Source organism: Planosporangium mesophilum (assembly GCF_016863255.1).
In the GTDB taxonomy this organism is placed as follows: domain Bacteria; phylum Actinomycetota; class Actinomycetes; order Mycobacteriales; family Micromonosporaceae; genus Planosporangium; species Planosporangium mesophilum.
The window spans coordinates 100,788-121,083 of record NZ_BOON01000005.1 but is presented as its reverse complement, the minus strand read 5'-3'; the positions used below and the strand labels follow the sequence as shown (position 1 = coordinate 121,083).

Annotated in this window: 17 protein-coding genes, 1 tRNA gene, 1 pseudogene and 1 riboswitch; of the genes and pseudogenes, 7 read left to right on the top strand and 12 right to left on the bottom strand. The window is 69.5% G+C overall.

The genetic code is table 11. The features are described 5' to 3' along the window. Positions 1-19: 19 nt before the first annotated feature. From Pme01_RS03040 to Pme01_RS03030, 3 genes are all read right to left on the bottom strand, one after another. Positions 20-817: a methyltransferase domain-containing protein gene (locus Pme01_RS03040; RefSeq protein WP_239087986.1), complete on the bottom strand. Its 798-nt coding sequence runs from the start codon at positions 815-817 to the stop codon at positions 20-22. A gap of 58 nt (positions 818-875) precedes the next feature. Further along, positions 876-1,730 (bottom strand): C40 family peptidase, encoded by an 855-nt coding sequence (locus Pme01_RS03035; protein WP_239087985.1) that lies wholly within the window; start codon positions 1,728-1,730, stop codon positions 876-878. Positions 1,731-1,840: 110 nt separating this feature from the next. Further along, a riboswitch (cyclic di-AMP (ydaO/yuaA leader) is annotated at positions 1,841-2,002 on the bottom strand. 395 nt (positions 2,003-2,397) lie between these two features. Beyond that, the gene (locus tag Pme01_RS03030) at positions 2,398-3,696 is read right to left on the bottom strand and encodes a sensor domain-containing phosphodiesterase (RefSeq protein ID WP_168112768.1); all 1,299 of its coding nucleotides are present in this window, start codon (positions 3,694-3,696) and stop codon (positions 2,398-2,400) included. A 62-nt stretch (positions 3,697-3,758) separates the two neighbouring features. Between Pme01_RS03030 and Pme01_RS03025 the strand changes: the two genes are divergently transcribed. Next, positions 3,759-5,795, top strand: a complete 2,037-nt coding sequence (locus tag Pme01_RS03025; protein ID WP_168112769.1) for a hybrid sensor histidine kinase/response regulator — start codon at positions 3,759-3,761, stop codon at positions 5,793-5,795. Positions 5,796-5,811: 16 nt separating this feature from the next. Here the strand turns inward: Pme01_RS03025 and Pme01_RS03020 are convergent, their stop codons facing one another. Further along, positions 5,812-6,210: a response regulator gene (locus tag Pme01_RS03020; RefSeq protein WP_168112770.1), complete on the bottom strand. Its 399-nt coding sequence runs from the start codon at positions 6,208-6,210 to the stop codon at positions 5,812-5,814. Positions 6,211-6,379: 169 nt separating this feature from the next. Continuing rightward, positions 6,380-7,783, bottom strand: a complete 1,404-nt coding sequence (locus Pme01_RS03015) for a diguanylate cyclase domain-containing protein (RefSeq protein ID WP_168112771.1) — start codon at positions 7,781-7,783, stop codon at positions 6,380-6,382. Between the two features lie 185 nt (positions 7,784-7,968). Between Pme01_RS03015 and Pme01_RS03010 the strand changes: the two genes are divergently transcribed. The 3 genes from Pme01_RS03010 to Pme01_RS03000 all read left to right on the top strand — a co-directional run bounded on the left by Pme01_RS03010 (position 7,969) and on the right by Pme01_RS03000 (position 10,699). Further along, positions 7,969-8,445, top strand: a complete 477-nt coding sequence (locus Pme01_RS03010; RefSeq protein ID WP_239087984.1) for a TraR/DksA family transcriptional regulator — start codon at positions 7,969-7,971, stop codon at positions 8,443-8,445. Between the two features lie 247 nt (positions 8,446-8,692). Next, positions 8,693-9,742 (top strand): S1 family peptidase, encoded by a 1,050-nt coding sequence (locus tag Pme01_RS03005; RefSeq protein ID WP_168112772.1) that lies wholly within the window; start codon positions 8,693-8,695, stop codon positions 9,740-9,742. Between the two features lie 111 nt (positions 9,743-9,853). After that, positions 9,854-10,699, top strand: coding sequence for a PP2C family protein-serine/threonine phosphatase (locus Pme01_RS03000; protein WP_168112773.1), 846 nt, complete (start codon positions 9,854-9,856; stop codon positions 10,697-10,699). Between the two features lie 46 nt (positions 10,700-10,745). On the opposite strand, the gene Pme01_RS02995 is transcribed toward Pme01_RS03000, so the two are convergent. The 4 genes from Pme01_RS02995 to Pme01_RS02980 form a co-directional block, all read right to left on the bottom strand. Next, positions 10,746-11,234: a CAP domain-containing protein gene (locus Pme01_RS02995; RefSeq protein ID WP_168112774.1), complete on the bottom strand. Its 489-nt coding sequence runs from the start codon at positions 11,232-11,234 to the stop codon at positions 10,746-10,748. A 103-nt stretch (positions 11,235-11,337) separates the two neighbouring features. Continuing rightward, positions 11,338-12,984 (bottom strand): alpha-amylase family protein, encoded by a 1,647-nt coding sequence (locus Pme01_RS02990; RefSeq protein WP_168112775.1) that lies wholly within the window; start codon positions 12,982-12,984, stop codon positions 11,338-11,340. Between the two features lie 79 nt (positions 12,985-13,063). Then, positions 13,064-14,266, bottom strand: coding sequence for a cytochrome P450 (locus Pme01_RS02985; protein ID WP_168112776.1), 1,203 nt, complete (start codon positions 14,264-14,266; stop codon positions 13,064-13,066). 123 nt (positions 14,267-14,389) lie between these two features. Further along, positions 14,390-15,295 (bottom strand): GH25 family lysozyme, encoded by a 906-nt coding sequence (locus Pme01_RS02980; RefSeq protein WP_168112777.1) that lies wholly within the window; start codon positions 15,293-15,295, stop codon positions 14,390-14,392. 352 nt (positions 15,296-15,647) lie between these two features. Here Pme01_RS02980 and Pme01_RS02975 point away from each other — a divergent pair, with 352 nt between their 5' ends. Continuing rightward, positions 15,648-15,914: a hypothetical protein gene (locus tag Pme01_RS02975; RefSeq protein ID WP_168112778.1), complete on the top strand. Its 267-nt coding sequence runs from the start codon at positions 15,648-15,650 to the stop codon at positions 15,912-15,914. Here the strand turns inward: Pme01_RS02975 and Pme01_RS02970 are convergent. Beyond that, positions 15,874-17,301 (bottom strand): DNA-methyltransferase, encoded by a 1,428-nt coding sequence (locus Pme01_RS02970; protein WP_203935403.1) that lies wholly within the window; start codon positions 17,299-17,301, stop codon positions 15,874-15,876. The genes Pme01_RS02975 and Pme01_RS02970 overlap by 41 nt on opposite strands. A 172-nt stretch (positions 17,302-17,473) precedes the next feature. Next, positions 17,474-17,546: transfer RNA gene (locus tag Pme01_RS02965), tRNA-Arg, on the bottom strand. A gap of 193 nt (positions 17,547-17,739) precedes the next feature. Here Pme01_RS02965 and Pme01_RS02960 point away from each other — a divergent pair. Further along, positions 17,740-18,297: a DUF1444 family protein gene (locus Pme01_RS02960; protein ID WP_240947574.1), complete on the top strand. Its 558-nt coding sequence runs from the start codon at positions 17,740-17,742 to the stop codon at positions 18,295-18,297. On the opposite strand, the pseudogene Pme01_RS02955 reads toward Pme01_RS02960, so the two are convergent. Then, positions 18,294-19,229: pseudogene (locus Pme01_RS02955) on the bottom strand (alpha/beta hydrolase); the annotation flags it as partial. The gene Pme01_RS02960 and the pseudogene Pme01_RS02955 sit on opposite strands and share 4 nt — an antisense overlap. Positions 19,230-19,416: 187 nt before the next feature. Here Pme01_RS02955 and Pme01_RS02950 point away from each other — a divergent pair. After that, positions 19,417-20,202, top strand: coding sequence for a single-stranded DNA-binding protein (locus tag Pme01_RS02950; RefSeq protein WP_168112780.1), 786 nt, complete (start codon positions 19,417-19,419; stop codon positions 20,200-20,202). Positions 20,203-20,296 lie beyond the last annotated feature (94 nt).

Genomic DNA, 20,296 nt, shown 5'->3' with positions numbered 1-20,296 from the left:
AGCGTACGTGGGCGGCGCATCAGCCTCGGGTGGCGACGAGGAACAGGCGCGGGAACGCCAGTACCGTGCCGTACTCGCGGCGCGGGTACGCCTCGCGCAGTCGCTCCGCCACCTCGTCGCGGAAGCCCGCCAGCGCGGCCGGGTCGTCGGCGAGCGCGTCAAGATAGGGCCGCAGGCCGGTGCTGGCGAACCACTCCAGGACCGGGTCTTCACCGGGCAGGATGTGCAGGTAGGTCGTCTGCCAGGCGTTGACGGTCAGACCGCTGCCGGCGAGGACGTCGATGTACTCGTCGGCAGGCCGTACCGGACTCACGCTCCGTGGTCCGACGCTCGACGTGGCCTCCCGCAGCCGGTCCGCCCATCGGGGCGAGGTGCTGACGGCGCGGAACACCTCCGCCGCGGGGATGCCTGCCGAGACCGGTATCTGTACCGCGAGCGTGCCACCCGGGCGCAGGGACGCGGCCCAGGCGGGCAGCGCGGTCACGTGATCGGGTACCCACTGCAGCGCGGCGTTGGAGACGATCACGTCGACGGATCCGGGGGCCGGTCGCCACTGCGCGATGTCGTCGGGGCCGAACTCCAGCCGTCCGGGTCGGGTCAGCCGGGTGGCCCTCGAGATCATTTCCGGTGAGGAGTCGAGGCCTTCCACGTGGGCGTCCGGCCAGCGGTCGGCCAGCGTGGCGGTGACCGTACCGGGGCCGCAGCCGAGGTCGACGACGCGCTCCGGCGTGGGGGTCGGCACCTGTGAGACCAGGTCGTGGAACGGGCGGGCCCGTTCGGCGGCGAATCGTTCGTACTGTGCGGGGTCCCAGTTCACTCCGGAAAGCATGATCGCGGGAGACCGGTGTGTCCAGTCTCCCGCGATCAGCGACGCGTCAGCGAACCCGGCCGTACCCGTACGGCGGCATCATGTTGACGCTGGCGAGCTTCACGTAGTCGCCGGGTTGCGGTGCGTGGATCACCTGTCCGTTCCCGACGTAGATCGCGACGTGTCCCAGCCCCGAGTAGAAGACGAGATCACCCGGCTGGAGTTGGCCGGAGCTGATGTGGGCCACCTGGTTCCACTGCATCTCGGCGTTGTGCGGCAGGGACCTGCCGGCGGCCCTCCAGGCGGCCATGGTCAGGCCGGAGCAGTCGTACCCGTTCGGGCCGGCCGCGGCGTACACGTACGGCTTGCCGATGACGCCGTAGGCGAAGCGCACCGCGGCGCCGGCGCTGCCGGCGATGTTGGGTGCCGCCACCTTCGCGGGCGGGGTCGCGGTAGCCGAGCCGAGGAGCCTCTTGCGAAGCGCCATCAGGTTGGCGACATCGCCTTCGATCTTCGCCTTCTGGTCGGCCAGGCTCTTCTGGTCGGCGCGCTGCTGGTTGAGCAGGTCGTCGAGCTTCTTCTTCTGCTCGTCGTACTGCGTCTTCGCCTGCGCGTAGCCCTGGATCTGGCGCTGCTCCACGCTGGCGAGGTGGTTGAGCGAGGTGAGCTGGCCGAGCAGGCTCTCGGGCGAGCCGTCCGACAGCAGCAGGGCCATCGGCTTCGCGGCGCCGCCCTTGTAGGCGGTTGCCGCGATCTGGCCGACGCTGGCGTACGCCGTGTCGAGCTGCGACTGCAGCGGCGCCATCTTCGCGTTGAGATCGTCGGCGGCGGCCTGGGTCGCCTTGAGCTTCTCGCCGACCCCGTTGTACTGCTCGACGATCTTCTCGAGGGCACTGGAGGACTGGTCGATCTGCTGCTGCACGTCGCTGGGGGAGGGGTCAGCGCTAGCGGCCGTCGCGGGAGCGAGGACGGCTACCGCAGCCGCGCCCAGAAGGATGGCACGCAGCAGTCGTGGTATTGCAGGCACAAAGCACCCTTCTTCCTGACCGCCTACCGAGTTAGCTGACGGGTTCGGGCCGGAAGAAGGTGGCCCTACCGCACGGTGCTGCGGATTCACCCCGTGACAGCGCGTGAGCGCCGTCGATTGGTTCCCCGGTTCACTCCCGCGCGCCGCGGGTACGGCGACGGGTCATGCGATTCGGCGGTGCCGGCTCGTCGTCACCCGGGTTGGGCGACGGATTGCCGAGCGGGCTAAACCAACTTAACGTGATCTTGAGCGTACCGGAAGTACGCGGTGTCCGATGCACGAGGTGAGTCCCCTACTTAGGGGAAAGTCGTGATCACGTCTGGTTCTTGGTGCATGGCACAGCGTTACAAAAGTGACTCGGGAGATCTCGATGACGATCGTCCACTCGGGATGATGGTCCGAGTTGTTGCTGGTCATCGAGGTGCGGCCGGTCAGTGGTCGACCAATCCCCGTTCTGACCACTGTGAAGAATATAGAGGAATGAGACATTCCACACAGGTAACCGCATGGCGGACTCTCGTCCACCCGAAGATTCGTTCGGAACGAACCTGTCCGGCCGATGTCAATCGGTTCGGACGACCCAGTGCAGGAGCGACCGCGCCGCCGCGAGTACCAGCCCCCGGTCATAGGTGAGCGCGTACTCGAACCGGCGCGCCATCTCCGGTCCGCTGTCGCCCAGATCGCGTGCGACCAGAGCGCCGGTGAAGTGCGGACCGACCACGATCACGTTCCACTCGCCACGGAGCGGGTCGTCGTACGTGAGCTGCGCCCCGCGTACCCCCTGGATCGGCTCTTCGTCCACGTCGGTGGCGAGCACCGCGACGAGCGCGGCTGTGTCGGCTATGTCGGTATAGCGGCGTACCGTGGCCGGGGTTAGGTGGCGGCCTTCTTGAAAGCAGCTCAGCAGTACCGGTGGTTCGGTCCGGTCGGTCGCCTTGGCCTCCAGGTACTGGCTGATCGGCAGCAGCATGCGCTTGGTCGACAGGCTGGTGGGGCGCCGGGCGGAGACGATCTCGAACGGGGTACGGGCCTCGGCCCGGCTCGCCGGCGCGGCCGTCTCCGGCGCCGGTACGAAGGCCAGCGGATCGCGCGGCGGCGGCGGGGGCTGCCGCAGGCGTTGGGCCCGGCCGAAGTACCATCCCTGTCCTACCCGCGCACCCATGCTGCGGGCTGTGGCCAGGTGTTCTTCGGTCTCGATGCCCTCGGCCAGGATCGTTGCGCCGGTGCGTTCGGCGTAAGCGACGACCGCGTTGACGACGCGCGCCACCTCTGGGCGGTGCGGGTGGTGCACCAGGTGCATGTCGAGCTTGACCACGTCGGGGTGTACGAACGGCATCAGCGCGAGGGAGGCGGGGTTGGCTCCGACGTCGTCGAAGGCGACCCCCCAGCCGCTGGAGCGGGCCGTCGCCGCCGCGGTCAGCAGCGCGGACGGGTCGGCGGCCACCGCGCGTTCGGTCATCTCGGTGACCACGCGCAGCCGACGGCGGGCGGTCTCCAGCCACGGGGCGAGGTCGGCTGGGCATTCGGTACGCAGAGCGAGGGGTTCGGTGTTGACGAACAGGGCGATGGACTGGTCGAGGTCGGCGCGCAGGGCCTGCTGGTAGGCGAGTACCCGGCACATCCAGTCCAACTCGGCCAGCCGGCCGGCCGCCTGCGCCGCGGGGAACAGCGCGGACGGCTCGTACCAGGGCGAACCGACGGGACCGCGGCTGAGCGCCTCGAACCCGACGGTCTCGTAGGTGTCGAGGTGCACCAGCGGCTGGAACACCGTCGTGATCGCCCGCTCGTCGAGGACCTGGCCGATGTCGCGAAACCTGACCCGGGTCTCGAGGCGTCGCTGCTGGTCCGCCGATCTGGTCAATTTGCCCCGCTTATACCGAAATTAAAGATACGGTCTGGATAGTACGTGTTTAGTAGGGGATCATGGCTGAATGCTCTAACGGACAGTCGCGGCGGTTTGGTTACGCCGGCAGCGTCGCCGGCGACGATGCCGGCGCTGGCACCGACGCCGGTCGCGACTGCGCTCCGCCGCAGCACGCGCTCCTCGCGGCGATCGTGCGCTCGTCGCACGACGCGATCGTCAGCATGACCCTCGACGGCGTCGTCACCAGCTGGAACCGCAGTGCCGAGGAACTGTTCGGATACCCGGCGGCGGAGATGATCGGCCGGCACGTCGGCGTGCTGTGGCCGGAGAACCGGGGCACCGAACAGGATGCGGTCATCGCCTCGGTCAGGGTCGGCAAGCGGGTCGAGCGCTACCGGACCTGGCGGCTGCGGCGCGACGGTACGGCGATCGAGGTGGGCATCACCCCGTCGCCGATCACCGACGACAGCGGCGCCGTCGTCGGCATCGCCGCGGTCTGCCGGAGCGTCAGCGAGCGGGAACGGGCGCAGGCGAGGTACCGCGGACTGCTGGAGGAGGCGCCCGACGCGATCGTAGGGATCAATGCCAACGGCGTGATCGTGATCTGCAACGCGGCGACCGAGCGCACCTTCGGCTACCGCCGGGACGACCTGATCGGGCAGCCGGTCGAGCTGCTCGTGCCGGAAGCGGCGCGCGAGCTGCACATCAGGCACCGGGCGGAGTACATGGCCCACCCGCAGCTGCGACCCCTGGCCGGTCACTCCCAGCTGACCGCCCGGCGCGCCGACGGCACCCTGTTCCCGGTCGACATCAGCCTGAGCTGGGTGGAGACCGATGACGGGGTACTGGCCGCGGCAGCCGTCCGGGACGTGACCGAGCGGCTCGAGGCGGAGGCCGAGCGGGACCGGCTCAAGGCGCAGGCCGAGCGGCAGCGGCTGGAGGGCCGCCTGCAGCAGGCACAGCGGCTGGAGAGCCTGGGACAGCTCGCGGGCGGCGTGGCGCACGACTTCAACAACCTGCTCGCGGTGATCGTCAATTACGCCGCGTTCGTGTCGGAAGAGATCGAGATGGCCGCGGTGGCGGACCCGGACCGCTGGCACTCGGTCGCCCGCGACATGCAGCAGATCCAGCGCGCCACCGAGCGGGGCATCGGGCTGACCCACCAGCTTCTCGCGTTCGGCCGGCGGGAGGTCGTACGCCCGCGCGTGCTCTCCCTCAACGCTGTCGTCAGCGACGTCAAGGAGCTGCTGATCCGCTCGATCGGCGAGCACGTCCAGCTTCTCACGGAGTTGTCCACGGGGCTGTGGCCGGTCAAGGCGGACCCTGGCCAGATCGAACAGGTCCTGGTCAACCTGGCCGTCAACGCGCGCGACGCGATGCTCGGCGGCGGCATCCTGACGATCGGGACCAGGAACATGATCGTCGGCAACGAGGCCGGGCTGCCCGCCGGCCGGTACGTGGCGATCCGGGTGGAGGACACCGGTACCGGGATGCCACGGGAGGTCATCGGGCGGGCGTTCGAGCCGTTCTTCACGACCAAGCCGAAGGGTGAGGGCACCGGCCTGGGGCTGGCGACCGTGTACGGCATCGTCCGGCAGGCCGGCGGCGACGTGCAGATCGCCTCCGAGCCCGGGGTCGGTACCACCTTCACGGTCCTGCTGCCGGCCACCGACGAGGCGCCGGCCGAGTTGGAAGCGCCGGTGGTGGTGGGGATCCCGTCCGGTGGCGGTGAGACGGTCCTCGTCGTCGAGGACGAGCCGGCGATCCGCGAGGTGGCCCGGCGCATCCTGCGGCGGGGCGGGTACGAGGTGCTGATGACCGAGTCGCCGCTGGACGCCCTGGACGTGGCCCGCGCTCACGACGGCCGGATCCATCTGCTGATGACCGACGTGGTGATGCCCAAGATGCTCGGCAAGGACGTCGCCGAGCGGGTCAGGGCGCTCCGGCCGGACGTCAAAGTGATCTTCATGTCCGGGTACGCGCGGCCGGTCCTCGCCAGCAGCGGCACCCTGGAGCCCGGTGTGACGTTGCTGGAGAAGCCGTTCTCGGAGGCGGAACTGCTCCAGACGGTGCGCCAGGTGCTCGACGGCTGCTGAGCAGCCGTAACGAACCTCAGCGGCCGGCGTGCGCGGCCAGGGCGCTGTCGACCGCCTCCCCGAGGCTGGCCGGCGTGAACGGCTTGGCCACCATCCGGCGCGGTACGCCCGGTTGGTCGTCTGCCGTGTCGTGCAGGCCCGACATGTACAGCACGGAGAGGTCGGGTCGTACCTGGGCGACCTGGGCAGCCAGGTCGGTGCCGCTGCCGCCGGGCATGCGGACATCGGTGAGCAGAAGGTCGATCCGGCCGGGGTGGGTACGGCACACCTCGAGTGCCTCGGCCGGCCCGCCGGCGGTGAGCACGGTGTGCCCCCGTCGGCTCAGGACCCGCCGGACCGCCTCGAGCAGGTCCGCCTCGTCGTCTACGGCGAGGATCGTCTGCCCGGTGGTCCAGGTGCTCGCTTCATTCGCCATGGCAGTCACTGTACGTGTGCTCACCGTTACCCATGTCAGCTATCGGGCTAATTCTCTTGTGCTGGCCGTGCCTTTTCGCTGCTCGAAGCCGGTGATGCGGCGGGAGGGTGCTCAACGCCGGTCGATGACGGCCGATTCGCATGCCTAGTTCTAGCCCATCTGCCCTGATTCAGGCGGCTCCGACGCGCCCCTGTTTACCTGATATGTCCGAACAGTACGTGAAGCGCATGCCCGAATGGTTGTGCTTTGCCTCGTACATGGCCTCGTCGGCGATGCCGATGAGGGTGTCCGGGGCGATCTCGCCTCCGCCCTGCGGTGCGTTGACCACGGCGACCCCGATGCTCGCCCGTACCTCCACCTTCGGGCCGCCGACGTCGATCGGCTCGGCCAGCGACTCGACCACCCGCCGCGTGATGTACCGGATGTTCTCCTGCGTGCCGGCCTCCTCCACCACGACGACGAACTCGTCGCCACCGAGCCGGGCGACCGTGTCGCTGTGGCGTACCACCTCGGTCAACCGCTGCGCCATCACCATGAGCACCTCGTCGCCGGCCGCGTGCCCGTACGTGTCGTTGATGGGTTTGAACTTGTCCAGGTCGACGAAGAGCACCGCGAGCGCCGACCCGGTACGGTGCCGGCGGGCCAGGGCGTCGTACAGCCGGTTGGTCAGCAGCCGGCGGTTGGGCAGTCCGGTCAGGGCGTCGTGCAGGGCACGGTGCTCCTCCCGGCGCTGGTCGGTGACGTCCCGGTTGACCAGGACGACGCCGGTGTCCCCGTCGGCCGGGCCACCCCGCGAGGTCAGCGAGCACATGACCGTCAGGGGCGCTCCGTCGGCCCGGCGCTCGTGCAGTTCGCCGTGCCACTGACCGACGTTGGCGACCTGCTCGAACACCTCCTCGAGCGGCAACGCGACCCCGCTCACCGTGTAGAACTGCGTCGCGAGCAGAGCGAAGACGTCGCAGCCCAGCGCCTCGCCCTGCGGGTACCCGTAGACCCGCTCCGCGCCGGCGTTCCAGTTCACGATCCGGCGCTCGGAGTCGCACGCGATCAGCGCGTCCGAGATGTACTCCATCAGCTCGCCCTGCTGGCGTAGCTCCTCCATTACCTCGGCGGAGTCCGCCAGTACCCGTGCGTTGCGGATCGTTGCGCCGGTGACGTCCGCGAGCGCGTGGACGAAGTCGACGTCGTCATCGGTGAAGGGCTTTCCGCCCGGGCGGGAGACCGCCACCGCACCGGCGAGCCGGTCCCGTACCCGCATCGGCAGCAGCGCGATCCCGTCGATCCATGCCGCGTCGGCGTCGGTGGCCGGGTCGGCCGTCCACTCCGCCAGCACGCCCGCCAGTCGCGTCTCGTCGGCCTCGGGATGGTTGCCGGCCAGCATCCTCATCGGCCCGCCGTCGGTGGGCAGGATCCACACCGTGGCATGAGCGTCGAGGGAGCGCTCGATCAGGTCCGCGACGAGCGCCGCCAGTCGCTGCTCGCCGGCGACCGCGTCCAGGGTCGCCGCCGTCACTTCCACGAAGGCGCGCAGGCGTGCGCTCCGGGCGGTCGGCGGCTGAACAGACGAGGTCACGCGTCGCCTATCGGCAGAGCCGCGACGAAATGCAGGCTTCTGCCGTTGGTTTCGTGCGGGCTTTCCCGGGGTACCGGGGCCGGCATCGACGCGCGATCAGTCGAGGCGGCGTCGACGTGAGGCAGTGACGAGTAGTACGAGAACGCCCGGCCGGCGGACCGGCGGGCCGCTGACTGGGAGTGCCCATGTTGATGGAAGCCGACACCACCGCCCTTGTCGGACCGACGGTCTTGCCGGCTTCGCCGAACGCGGGCCCGCTGTCGGCGACGAAGGCGGGTCCGGGGGCCACGCCGCCGAGCGACGTCGAAGTCCAGACGGCGAGCATCCGCGCCGCCCTCCAGGCGCGCCTCGAGGACCTGCGCGCCGAGCACCGCGAGCTCGTCGCCGACATCACGACTCAGGAACGCGGCCTGCTGGTACCCGACGCCGGCGACGACGTCGTCGACATCGGCACCAAGGCCTTCAACCGTGAGCAGGAGATCTCCCTCGCCAACGCGGTCCGCGAACGCATCGACCAGGTCGAGCGGGCGCTGGAGCGGTTGGAGAAGGGTGGCTACGGCTGGTGCGAGGGGTGCGGCGAGCCGATCGCGGCGGCCCGGCTGGCCGTGTACCCCTCGGCGACCCTCTGCGTGACCTGCAAGCAGTTGGATGAGCGCCGCTGACGCCAGCGAGCGGACATAACGACGAGAGGCCGGCATCGCCGGCCTCTCGTCGCGTTTGCGGACCAACGCTGTGATCTACCGCACTCCGGTCTCGACGCAGGGTATGTGAAATGGGTCAGAATGTTTTCCCTTGCACATACCCCCGCGTCTTGATTCATTCTTGTACATGCATTTATGCGATGGCAGCATCCCCCGTACGCGGTGATCTTCAGCCGCTTGGACACCGTCCTCATCCCCGGAGGTTTGCGTGAGACTCACAAGGTCCTCGTTCCGTCGCGCCGCGTTCAGTGTCGCGGCCGCCGGACTGGTCGCCGGTACGCTGGCTGCCCCGTCCATGGCCCAGGCATCCCCACCCGCCAAGGTGTTCACCGCGGCCGACGCCGACGCCGCGCAGGGCCTGGCGGATCAGCTGGGTGCCCGGTCGGCCGGCTCCTACCTGGACTCGACCAGCGGCACCATGGTCGTCACCGTCACCGACGACGCCGCCGCGCAGACCGTCCGCACCAAGGGCGCCACCCCGAAGCTGGTCAAGTACGGCGCCACGCAGCTCAACAGCGCCACCGCCGAGCTCGACCGCACCGCCAAGATCCCGGGTACCGCCTGGTACGTCGACCCGAAGAGCAACCAGGTCGTCGTCGAGGCCGACAACACCGTCACCGGCGCCAAGCGCCAGCAGCTCGACGCGGCCGTGACCCGCCTCGGCGGCATCGTCCGGGTCGTGCCGATGGCCGGCACCCTGAGCACCCGCATCTCTGGCGGCGACGCCATCTACACCGGTGGCTCGCGCTGCTCGCTGGGCTTCAACGTCCGGGACAGCGCCGGCACCTACTACTTCCTGACCGCCGGGCACTGCACCAACGCCGGTACCACCTGGACCAACGGCAGCGCGACCCTGGGCACCCGCGCCGGCACCAGCTTCCCCGGCAACGACTACGGCATCGTCCGGTACACCAACACCTCGATCACCAAGTCGGGCATGGTCGGCTCGCAGGACATCACGGGCGCCGGCAACGCGTACGTGGGCCAGACGGTGACCCGTCGCGGCAGCACGACCGGCATCCACAGCGGCCAGGTGACGGCGCTGAACGCGACCGTCAACTACGCCGAGGGCAGCGTGTCCGGCCTGTACCGGACCACCGTCTGCGCCGAGCCCGGTGACAGCGGCGGCTCGCTGTACGCCGGTTCGACGGCCCTCGGCCTCACCTCCGGCGGCAGCGGCAACTGCTCCTCGGGCGGCACCACGTACTTCCAGCCCGTGACCGAGGCGCTCAGCGTCTACGGCGTGAGCGTCTACTAAGCACGACCCGAAGGTGCCCTTCCCGGCAGGGAAGGGCACCTTCCTTATGTACCAACGGTTTCAGGCCTATCGGGGGTTCAGCTCGCTGCCCCGGTGTGCCATCGTCAGGAGATGAACGCCGGCGCGTCGCCAGCGAAGGGGTACGCCTCGCTCGCGGCGGCCGTGGTGCGCCTGCGGGCCGAGAACGCCGCGCTGCGCCGGGCGGCCGCCGAGGCCCGGCGCGTCATCGACGCCGAACGCCGGCTGGCCGAGCAGCTACGCCACATCATCCTGCCGCTGCCGGCGGCACCGTTCACCCTGCCGGGACTCCAGGTCGCCGTGCGCTATCTGCCCGCGGAGCACGGCGAGCCGGTGGGCGGCGACTGGTACCACGCGGCGGCCGCCGCCGACGGCACCGTCGTCCTCGCCGTGGGCGACGTCGCGGGCCACGGCCTCACCGCGGCGGCCACCATGACCGAGCTGAGGCACGCCCTCGCCGCGCTGGTCGTGACGACCACGACGGACCCCGCGGAGCTTCTCGGGTACCTGAATCGCGTGCTGTGCGACCGCGAGGGGGAGCGGCCCCGGACCGCCACCGCCGTCATCACCCGGTTCGACCGGACCACCGGGGTACTGACCTGGGCACAGGCCGGACACCCGGTCCCGCTGCTGGTACACGGTCATGAGGTGAGCGAGCTGGCCCGGCCGCAGGGCATGCTGCTCGGCGCCAACGCCAGGTCGGGCTACCGGACGGCGACGGCCACCCTGGCCCGCGACGACACCCTGGTGCTGTTCACCGACGGGCTGATCGAGCCGCGGGGCGGCGGGCACGACGAACGGCTGGACGACGTCGCCGACTCGCTGCTGGCGAGCATCGCCGAGGGCGGCGACTGCTCGCTGACCGAGCTGCTGCGCCGGCTCCCACCGGCCAACCCGGACGACGACACCTGCATTCTGGCCGCCCGCTGCGCAACGTGAGGAGGGCGCCCCTGTCGACAGGGGCGCCCTCCTCACTCACCGGGGGTCAGGAGCGGCCGAAGTCCTGCGTCCAGTACGGGGTGCCGTCGGCCTTGTAGGCCACTCCGACGCCGACGTTGTTGTACGCGCAGTTGAGGATGTTGGCGCGGTGCGGCGCACTGTTCATCCAGCCGTCGACCACGGCGGTCGCGGTGCGGTAGCCCCACGCGATGTTCTCGCCGTACGCGCGGGTGTACCCGACGCTCTTGATCCGGGTGGCGAACGTGCTGCCGTCGGAGCCGTTGTGGCTGAAGAAGTTGCGCGTCGCCATGTCGGCGCTGTGCGCGCGGGCGACCGTACGCAGCCGCTCATCGGTGCGCAGGGCGCCGCAGCCGGCCGCCGCACGCTTGGAGTTGATCAGCGTGCTGATCTGGTTCTCGACCGTGGTGGGGCTGACGGTGGCGGCGTTGGCGGCACCGGAGACGGTGAGCGTGGCGCCGAACGCGGCGGTGATCAGGGCGGCGGAGACGGCGGCGCGACGGATCGTACGGGTCACAGGCTTTGTCCTTCGTGCGGGAGCGTGTCACCGGTCGAATCGACCGGCGACAGGCACGCCTGAGACGCCTACCCGAGCCGCAACCGGGTGGCTCTGAAGCCGCTCAGGTACCCGGAGAGCGGTCCAGCCGGATCCAGCGGTAGCCGTACCCGCCGAGTTCGAGCGCGTCCAGGCGCCCCACCGGCGGGTAGTCGCGGTCACCGAGCACCTGGTTGGGGTCGTGCGCCTGTCCGAACAGGTCGCCGAGGTCGACGACGACCTCGTCGAGGCCGAGGTTGTGCAGGAAGAGCATGGTGCCGGTGGATCCGTCGGCCCGGTGTGCCAGCACCCCGGCCGGCAGCTTGCGGTCCACGTGGACACAGGACCCGGCGCCGACCTCGGGGCTCTCCCGAAGGGTGCGGATCATCCGCTCGAACCAGCCGAGCAGCGAGTCCCGGTCGTGGCGCTGGTCGGTGACGTTGACCTTCTCGTACCCGTAGTCCCCGCCGGAGATCACCGGGCGGACCGTCTCCTCGGCTGTCGAGAATCCGCCGCCGGTCGACGGCGACCACTGCATCGGGGTACGGATCGCGTTGCGGCCCGGTAGCGAAAGGTCATCGCCCATGCCGATCTCCTCGCCGTAGCGCAGGACCGGCGTGCCGCGCAGGCTGAACTGCAGCGAGTACGCGAGCTCCAGGCGACGCCGGTCACCGCCGAGCATCGGCGCCAGGCGGCGGCGGATGCCCCGGTCGTACAGGCGCATGTTCTCGTCCGGGCCGAACGCGGCGAACACGTCCGCGCGCTGTTCGGCGGTGAGCCGGGAGAGGTCGATCTCGTCGTGGTTGCGCAGGAACGTCGCCCACTGGCCGCCCCGGGGCAGCTGCGGGGTCGCCCGCAGCGCCTCGATGATCGGCTCCGGGTCCTGCCGGGCCAGGGCGAGGATCAGGCGCCCGTTGAGCATGAAGTCGAACAGCATGTGGATCCGGCTGTTCGAGCCGCCGGCGTCGGCGAAGTACTCGGGGAGCTTGTCCGGCTCGACGTTGGCCTCCGCCAGCAGGACGGCGTCGCCCTTGCGCCACTGCACGTGCTGGCGTAGCTCGGTGAGGAAGTCCCAGTCCATCGGGCACGGGTTCTTGCCCGGTTCGGTCAGCTCGATGATGAACGGTACGGCGTCCATGCGGAACCCGGCGACACCCAGCTGCAGCCAGAACGCCATGATCTTCTTGACCTCTTCGCGTACCGCCGGGTTGCGGAAGTTGAGGTCGGGCTGGAAGTCGTAGAAGCGGTGGTAGTACCAGGCCCTCGCGGTGCGGTCGTAGCTCCACGTCTCGCGCTGCTCGCCGGGGAAGACCATGCCCTGGAACCGGTCCGACGGCTCGGAGTCCGACCACACGTACCAGTCGCGGTACTCCGAGTCCGGTGACGAGCGGGCCGACCGGAACCACGGGTGCTCGTCCGAGGTGTGGTTGACGACGAGATCGATCATGACCCGCATGCCGCGGTTGGACGCCTGGTGCAGCAGTTCGGCGAAGTCGCCGAGGCTGCCGATGCGCGGGTCGACGTTGTAGAAGTCGGTGACGTCGTACCCGTCGTCACGGCCGGGGGAGGGGTGGATCGGGTTCAGCCACAGGCAGGTCACGCCGAGCCGGGCCAGGTAGTCGAGGCGTCCGATCAGCCCCCGGATGTCGCCGACCCCGTCGCCGTTGGAGTCGGCGAACGTCTCGATGTCGAGGCAGTAGACGACCGCCTCCTTGTACCAGTACTCACTCATGGGTGTCGGTCTCTCGTCCGGCGGCAAGGGGCGGGCTCAGTCGGTTCTCATGTGCCCGCCCCGCCGGTACGCGCAAACGTCAGGTGGTGACCCCGTCGAACCCGACATCCAGCCGGGCCGGGCCGCGCAGGGTGAAGTTCGCCTTGTACTCCACGGGCCCGAGCAGGCGCGGCGCGACGATCCGCCGCGCGAACGCGTCGAGCACGACGGCCGACTCCAGCCGGGCCAACCCGGCGCCCAGGCAGAAGTGGATGCCGGCGGCGAACGCGAGGTGCCCACCGGGCTTGCGGGTGATGTCGAAGCGGTCCGGGTCGTCGAACACGTCCGGGTCGCGGTTGGCCGCCGCGATCAGCATCAGGACGACGCCGCCCTCGGGTAGCTCCAGATCGCCGACGGGCAGCGGGCCGCGGGCCACCCGCGTGGTGAGCTGTACCGGCGCGTCGTAGCGCAGCGTCTCCTCGGTGCAGCCCTCGACCAGCTCCGGCCGTGCCCGCAGGGCGTCGAGCTGGTCCGGGTTGCGCAGCAGCGCCAGTACCGCGTTGGCGATCAGGTTCGTCGTCGTCTCGTGGCCGGCCACGAGCAGCAGTACGCAGGTGGCCAGCAGTTCGGACTCGGTGAGCTTGTCGCCTTCCGACTCGGCGTGCACCAGCAGCGACAGCAGGTCCTCGCGCGGGTGGGCCCGGCGCTGCGCGATCAGGCGGGAGAAGTACCGGTCGAACTCGTCCCGCGCGGTCTCCGCCCCGGCCATCCGCTGCGGGTCCGGGTCGGCGAACTGCGGGTCCAGCGCCCGGGCCAGCAGGCCGGACCAGACCCGGAACTGCTCGTCGTCCTCCCGCGGCACGCCCAGCATCTCGCTGATGATCTGCACCGGCAGCGGATACGCCAGGTCATCGACCACGTCCATGCGCCCCTGCTCCGCGACCCGGGCGAACAGCGCGTCGACCACCTCGGTGACGCGCGGCCGCAGGGCGGCGATCACCCGGGGGGTGAACGCGGAGGAGACCAGCCGGCGCAGCCGGGTGTGGTCGGGCGGGTCCAGGGACAGGAACGACAGCGCTCCGGTCGGTACGCCGGACGGTGCCACCATGGAGCGCTGGCGCTCGCTGCTGGCGTTCTGGTGGCGCAGGATGGCCGCCAGGTCCCGGTGCCGGCCCGTCACCACCAGCGCACCGTCCATCAAGGACAGCGGCGAGGCCTCGCGCAACTGGGCGAGCAGGGGGTACGGGTCGGCGCGGAGGGCCGGGTCGGCGAGCATCCTGAGGTCGATGGTTGACGATGTCATGGCACAAGCCTCGCGCGCCCCGGTGGTTTACGGAAGCCCGATTTCTGTCAAGCTACGGCAGGAGCCGCGCGCTGCTCGTACTCTCCTGCGTCGCCCTCACCCAGTGCGCCCGGTCCGGCGTCGTCAGGTCACGTGCAGATGCGAGGCGATCGCGTCGCCGATGCCCTTCAACACGTCCGGATCCTTCATCGCCTTGAGCACCGCCGCGTCGATCTGGGCCTGGGTCGGCGTGCCGGGCTGTAGAGCGTCCACTTTGGTCGACACCTCGCGCACCTTGCCGAGGGTCTCGCGCAGCGGCTGCTCGACCGCCCTCGACACCCAGCAGCCGGGGCTGATCGCCGCCGGGTCCTGGTCGTACGGCACGGCGAAGGCCACCTTGAGTGCGCGTTCGGTCTGCTGGTCCATGTCTCCTCCGGTGATGACGGTGCGGAGCTGGTCGACAGTCCCGCGGTAGGCGTTGGCGTCACAGTTCGGCTGCGAGCCGATCGTGGTTCTGCTGCCGTACTGGAGGAAGATGGGCGTACGCCGGCTGTACGGCGCCCAGGCGCTGCTGTTGTCGCCCGGGTACACCTGGCGGTACGGCGCGGCCGGGTTGGTGCCGTACGACGACGCCCACAGTGGGTCGTCGCCGGGGATGCTGTCGCCGTACGCCCAGCGTGGGGCGTAGTGCACGACCCACTTGCCGGTCTGTGCGCGCAGCAGGGCGCACGCCTCGGCGCCGTGCTGCGGCCCGACATCGTCGTAGCCCCAGTGCTCGGTGTCGACCTGGAGGAAGAACTCCGGCCGGGTCCGCCACCACGGCGTCTGCGAGTCGAGGTACGACAGGAAGTAGCTGACCTGAGCTGGGACGGACCCGTGGCCGTTGTTACCCGGGGTGCGGACGACCAGGTACGCCCCCATGAAGGCCATCCCGGCGGCGGCCGCCCGGGTCAGCGCGTCCCGGTAGTGGGCGTGCCTGATCGAGGTGCCCTCGGTCGCCTTGTGGGTGAAGAACGTCATTCCGTCCCGGACCGCCGAGCCCAGGTCCATCGGGCCGCGATCCCAGTCGTAGTCCGAGGCGTCAATCCCAGCCGAAAATAGGCATGGCGGCATCACCTCCTGAATGGAGATCAACCGGTCCTGACCTGCGGTTCGGGGCACCGATAAATGACCCGGAATTGCCCCGGTGGTCATACTCGAAAATGTTTCATGGCTGCGAATAATGGCGGCCGAAGAATGGGAAAAATATATCGCCGCCGCTCAAGGCGGGTCAAGGGCCGTTCGGGGACGGCCGGGACCCCGATCGTCGCGACTGCGCAACGGAATCCTGTGTCGTCGCGCGCCGCGGGTTAAGTTACCGTCGTCCATGCCGTGATTCGCGTAAGGATCGGAGGGGGCGGCGATGGCAGTGTTGGGCAGCATCGTCACGTACGGCGTCAGTGCCGCGGACGAGGATGCCTTCAGCAGGCGGGTGTCACGGGTCGACCAGGTACGCGGCGGCTCGCACCCCGTCGCCGGGGACGAGGTGTCGGCCCTGGTCATCAAGCACTACGGCGGTGATCCGGGCGCGGAGGTGGCCGACCTGGTGGTGAAGATCGACGGCATGGGGCCACAGTGGCTGGGCAGCGTCAGGCAGGGCGCCAAGGGCGAGCAGGGTCGGTGGTGGTGACCGGGGTCCGTGGTCGGCCAGCCAATGGCCGCGCGGGCGGTACCGGCCAGGGCGCCGTCATCGCGCGAGAAATCTTGCGTCGTGCCTGATCCGCGTAGTCCTTCGCGACGTCGATTCCGATGAACCGGCGGCCGAGTTTGATGGCCGCGACGCCGGCGTTGCCGCTCCCCGCGAACGGGTCGAGCACCACGTCGTTCGGCTCGGTGGTCAAGCCGATGCACCTGCCGGGAAGCGCCAGCGGGAACTGGGCTCCGTGGCCGTCGCCGCCGACGGACGGGGAGATCGTCCAGACGTCGGAGAGCTTGTCCAGTTCGGTGCGTGGGTCCCGCCCGCCCATGGCGACCGGCAGTGTCCGGTAGGCATCCTTGTCGAACTTCGGGGTACGAACCTTCGAAAGGTGAATGACGTACTCGAGGTTTCGGCTGACCCTGGAATTCTGAGGCTCCGGCAAGGTGCCGGTCTTCGCCCAGGTGACGATGCTCTTGACGTACAGCCCCATCCTGCTGGCACGCTCGGCGACCTGACACGGGATCAGGCACTGCTCGCCGTCCTTGAGGTACGAGTGGCCGGCGCTGTAGCGACGGCACTCGTGTTCGGACCACGACCGCTTGTCCTTGCCCTGCATGGCGTGCAGCGCTTCAAGGGCGTTGCCCCGGATCTGGGTCCGGGTGTTGAACGAATCCATCACGTTCCACCAGATGGAACCGTCCGACCGCAGGACCCGACTCAGTGCGAACAGGACCTCGGCGGTGTGCCGGATGAATCCCTCGGGCGTCTGCTCGTGGCCGTAGGGGCAGGACTCTCCATCGGCCCACTGGACCCAGAACGATTCCTTGTAGATCCGCAAGGCCCAGTACGGCGTCGAGGTCACGACGCATTGAACGCTCTCGCGGGGCAAGTGCCCGAGTACCTGCAGAACGTTTCCTTCGTGGATGTCGTAGGACTCCGGCTCCGGTAGGAGCGCCGATTCCCGGGGCCCTTCCGATTTGAAGAGGTGGTCGAGCACCTGGCTGCGGCGGATGAACGTCTCGGCGTACGCGTCCTGGTCGAGGAGCAGGATCACGTCGTCGACGGTGAGCGGGGCGGTCTTGCCGACGACTTTTCGAATGAAGATGGGCGACATCCCGACGAGCGGAGCTACTCGATCAACTGGGAAGGTGTCGGGCTGGCCAAGGTACTTTTCCCGGTCGAGCGTGGTGATCGGCGACCGTGGCTTGATGTCCGGGAGCTTGGCGAGCTTGATCGGATCCATGGCGCGCTCGCCTCCCAGTTCAAGCCGATGTTCGCACACTAGTCGTTGGCGGTGAATCTGACCGGAGTAACGCTGTGGGGCGCCGACGGCTTGGCAGCTGTGATCTCGGGGGTCGGCGCGGCGGCGTGGGGCCATCCGGGTACAGGCGGCTCCTGTGTCCCGCACCGGTTCGTTGGCCCGGAGAGGATCCGCCGGGCGCGCTGCTTGCGTACCTGGGAGCAGCGGCCGTGTCCGTACCTGCTCGGCGCCATGCCCGGCCAAGATCGGCTCGACGTATGCGGCGCGGTGCCTCACGGCATGACGTCTGCGCGCCCGGCAGGATTCGAACCTGCGACCTTAGGATTAGAAGTCCTCTGCTCTATCCACTGAGCTACGAGCGCCTGACGACGCCTCTCGGCGCCGCCGACAAAGGCTACCGCCATACCACGCCTTCATGCTGGTCGTAAGGGGTACCGGCGCGTCCGATTTCCCGCCATGTACGCAAACGTTCCAGATGACTACAGCAAGTCATGGAACGTTTCGGGCTTACGGTATAAATACTACTAGCGCACCAGGCTATATGGACGATGCCCAATGCGAGCAGCGACCGGCTACCGTGCTTCCGTGCACGTGACGAGCACCACGTTCCTGCCGCTTCTCGCACCCGCGGCGGAGGACCCGTCCGGGGACCCGGCCGCTCCGGTGCTCGACGAGTTCACCGGTGACCTCGCGATCGCGTACTCGTTCGGTCCGCCGTACGGCCAGCGGCTGGTCAACTGGCTCGACCTTGACAGCCTCGGGCTCTCCCGACGGGCACTGAGAAACCAGGCCGCCGAGAACCTCGACGCGAGGATCGACACCGTCCGGGTGCACGGGCGGCCGCCGACTCTGATGCTCGCCTTCGACGGTATCGAGTCGAGCCTGCTCCTGGTCGACCGGCTGTGGGGGCGTCTGGCCGCTGACGTCGCAGGCGACCTGGTCGTCGGTGTACCGGCCCGCGACGTCGTCATCGTGACCGGCTCAGAGTCGCAGCCCGGCCTGGACGCCGCGAAGCGTACGGTCGAGCGGGTGTTCTTCGCCGGCGACCAGTATCTGCTGACCCGCGAGCTCCTGGTCCGGCGCGACAGCGGCTGGGAAACCTATGAGAAGTAAGCGTCCATCCACCGGCCCAGCTCGTCGAAGAGTTGCTTGCGGGCCGGCTCGGCCGACAGCGCCAGGTCGTGCAGGCCACCCTCGATGCGGACTAACGTGGTCCGTCGGCCGAGCGCCGGGGTCCATCTGGCCATGTGGTCGATGTCGAGGACGGAGTCGGCCGCCCGCGCCGCCTCGCCCCACCGGGCGCGCTTGTAGCTGGCGGTCGAGGACGCGACGATGACCGGCGCCTGGATGTCGAGGCCGGTGTGCAGCCGTTTCTGGCCCAGCAGGATGGCGCGCAGCCAGCCGGCGGTGACGGGGAAGCCCGGCAGCGGCTTCCATTCGAGGTCGTAGTCCCACTCGCCGTGCCGGTCGCGGTGGATGCTGCTGCCGTACACCTCGTTGAGGCTGGCCGGCATCTTGTAGTACGGCTGTGTCCGGCCCTTCCGCATCGCGAGCGGCGTCATGACCATCTTGATCCGCCGGCGCACGTTCATGTCGAAGAACGGGCTGTTGAAGAACATCGCGTCGACCAGGCCGGTGACGCGGCGGTCGTGCGCCCAGAGCGCGGTGATGAGGCAGCCGGTGGAGTGCCCGTTCACGAGCAGCCGGTCGTGACCGTCGACCTCGCGGATGATGCGGGCCGCCTCGTCCAGCTCCGCGTAGTACTCGCTCAGGTCGCGGCAGAAGTTCGGCGTCTGGTGGGAGAGCAGGCTGCGGCCGTACTTTCGCAGGTCCAGCGCGTAGAAGTCGATCCCTCGCGCGGTGTAGAAATCGGCCAGGTTGAGCTGGAAGAAGTAGTCCGAGAAGCCGTGCACGTACAGCACCGCGCGCCCGTCGGGCCGGTCGGCCCGCCGCCGGACCAGGGTCGCGGTCACCGGGCCCTCGTCGTCCACGCCGAGGTCGATCGTCTGCCGTTCGTACGGCTCTCCGAGCAGGTCCGTCTCCACGGCAGGGAGGTTACCGTCCAGTCAACTAAGCGGATACCCCCTAACAGATCATCGCCGTGCGCGCTGCCCCGTCCACAGGCACCCTCGCCGTCCACAGATCGACGGGTACGGGCAGACGCGCGTCCCCGTGCGGGACCACGCTGTGCCGCGAGTCGACTCATACGGCCGAGATTGCAGGGGAGAAGCGATGTTCGACACCACCGTAACTATTGTCGGAAACGCGCTGAATACACCGGAGCTCAGGCGCACCAACGGCAGCAACACCCTCGTGGCCAGTTTCCGGGTGGCCAGCACGTCCCGCCGCTACGACAAGGACAGCGGCCGCTGGGTCGACGGACCCAGCCTGCGGGTGCGGGTCACCTGCTGGAGGCGTCTCGCGGAAGGGGTGACCCAGTCGGTCCTCACCGGTGACCCGCTGGTGGTGACCGGCCGGATGTACACCCGTGACTGGATCGGCGACGACGGCCAGCACCGGGTCTCCTACGAACTGGAGGCGATCGCGGTGGGCCACGACCTGTCGCGCGGGTTCGCCACCTTCAAGCGCCACCGCCCGGCCGGTACGACCAGCGCCGTCGAGGACGCCGAGGCCGACACCCGGATCGGCGGCGAGCCGAGCGTGCCGGTGAACGGCTCCGCACGGCACCGCAGCGACCTGGACGAACTGTCACCCTCCGACGCGCCGACGCCGACCTTCGAACCGCCGTCGACGCGGACCGACGACTCGTACGACGAGTTCGACTCGGCGGGGGCCGACGGGTCGGACGACCGCTCCGCGACGGAGGACGCGATCAACGTGATTCGGGCCGTCGGGCTGGGCGGCGGTTACGAGGCAGGGGCGTCCGAGGACGACGGCAGAGTCGGAGACGGTGAGTCCGAGGGCGGCGAGGCCGACGACGAGTCGGACACCGGCTCGACCGGCACGGATCCGTCACCCCGGCGGCGCGGGCGGTCGCGGATAGCGGTACCGGCCTAAAAGACCCCGACGGGGGACGGGGGCGGCCGGGATCGGCACCGGTGGAGAGCCGATCCCGGCCGGCGCCCGAGGAGCGCGGCGGCGCGGCGGGCCG

What these genes read in the sequence shown, in the direction of transcription:
- Pme01_RS02960 (WP_240947574.1), top strand. Translation starts at nt 17,740, where the DNA reads ATGCGAGCAGCGACCGGCTACCGTGCTTCCGTGCACGTGACGAGCACC.
- Pme01_RS03010 (WP_239087984.1), top strand. Translation starts at nt 7,969, where the DNA reads ATGTTGATGGAAGCCGACACCACCGCCCTTGTCGGACCGACGGTCTTG.
- Pme01_RS03020 (WP_168112770.1), bottom strand. Translation starts at nt 6,210, where the DNA reads ATGGCGAATGAAGCGAGCACCTGGACCACCGGGCAGACGATCCTCGCC.
- Pme01_RS02980 (WP_168112777.1), bottom strand. Translation starts at nt 15,295, where the DNA reads ATGGACCTGGGCTCGGCGGTCCGGGACGGAATGACGTTCTTCACCCAC.
- Pme01_RS02970 (WP_203935403.1), bottom strand. Translation starts at nt 17,301, where the DNA reads ATGGCCCCACGCCGCCGCGCCGACCCCCGAGATCACAGCTGCCAAGCC.
- Pme01_RS02950 (WP_168112780.1), top strand. Translation starts at nt 19,417, where the DNA reads ATGTTCGACACCACCGTAACTATTGTCGGAAACGCGCTGAATACACCG.
- Pme01_RS03025 (WP_168112769.1), top strand. Translation starts at nt 3,759, where the DNA reads ATGGCTGAATGCTCTAACGGACAGTCGCGGCGGTTTGGTTACGCCGGC.
- Pme01_RS03000 (WP_168112773.1), top strand. Translation starts at nt 9,854, where the DNA reads ATGAACGCCGGCGCGTCGCCAGCGAAGGGGTACGCCTCGCTCGCGGCG.
- Pme01_RS02975 (WP_168112778.1), top strand. Translation starts at nt 15,648, where the DNA reads ATGGCAGTGTTGGGCAGCATCGTCACGTACGGCGTCAGTGCCGCGGAC.
- Pme01_RS02990 (WP_168112775.1), bottom strand. Translation starts at nt 12,984, where the DNA reads ATGAGTGAGTACTGGTACAAGGAGGCGGTCGTCTACTGCCTCGACATC.
- Pme01_RS02985 (WP_168112776.1), bottom strand. Translation starts at nt 14,266, where the DNA reads ATGACATCGTCAACCATCGACCTCAGGATGCTCGCCGACCCGGCCCTC.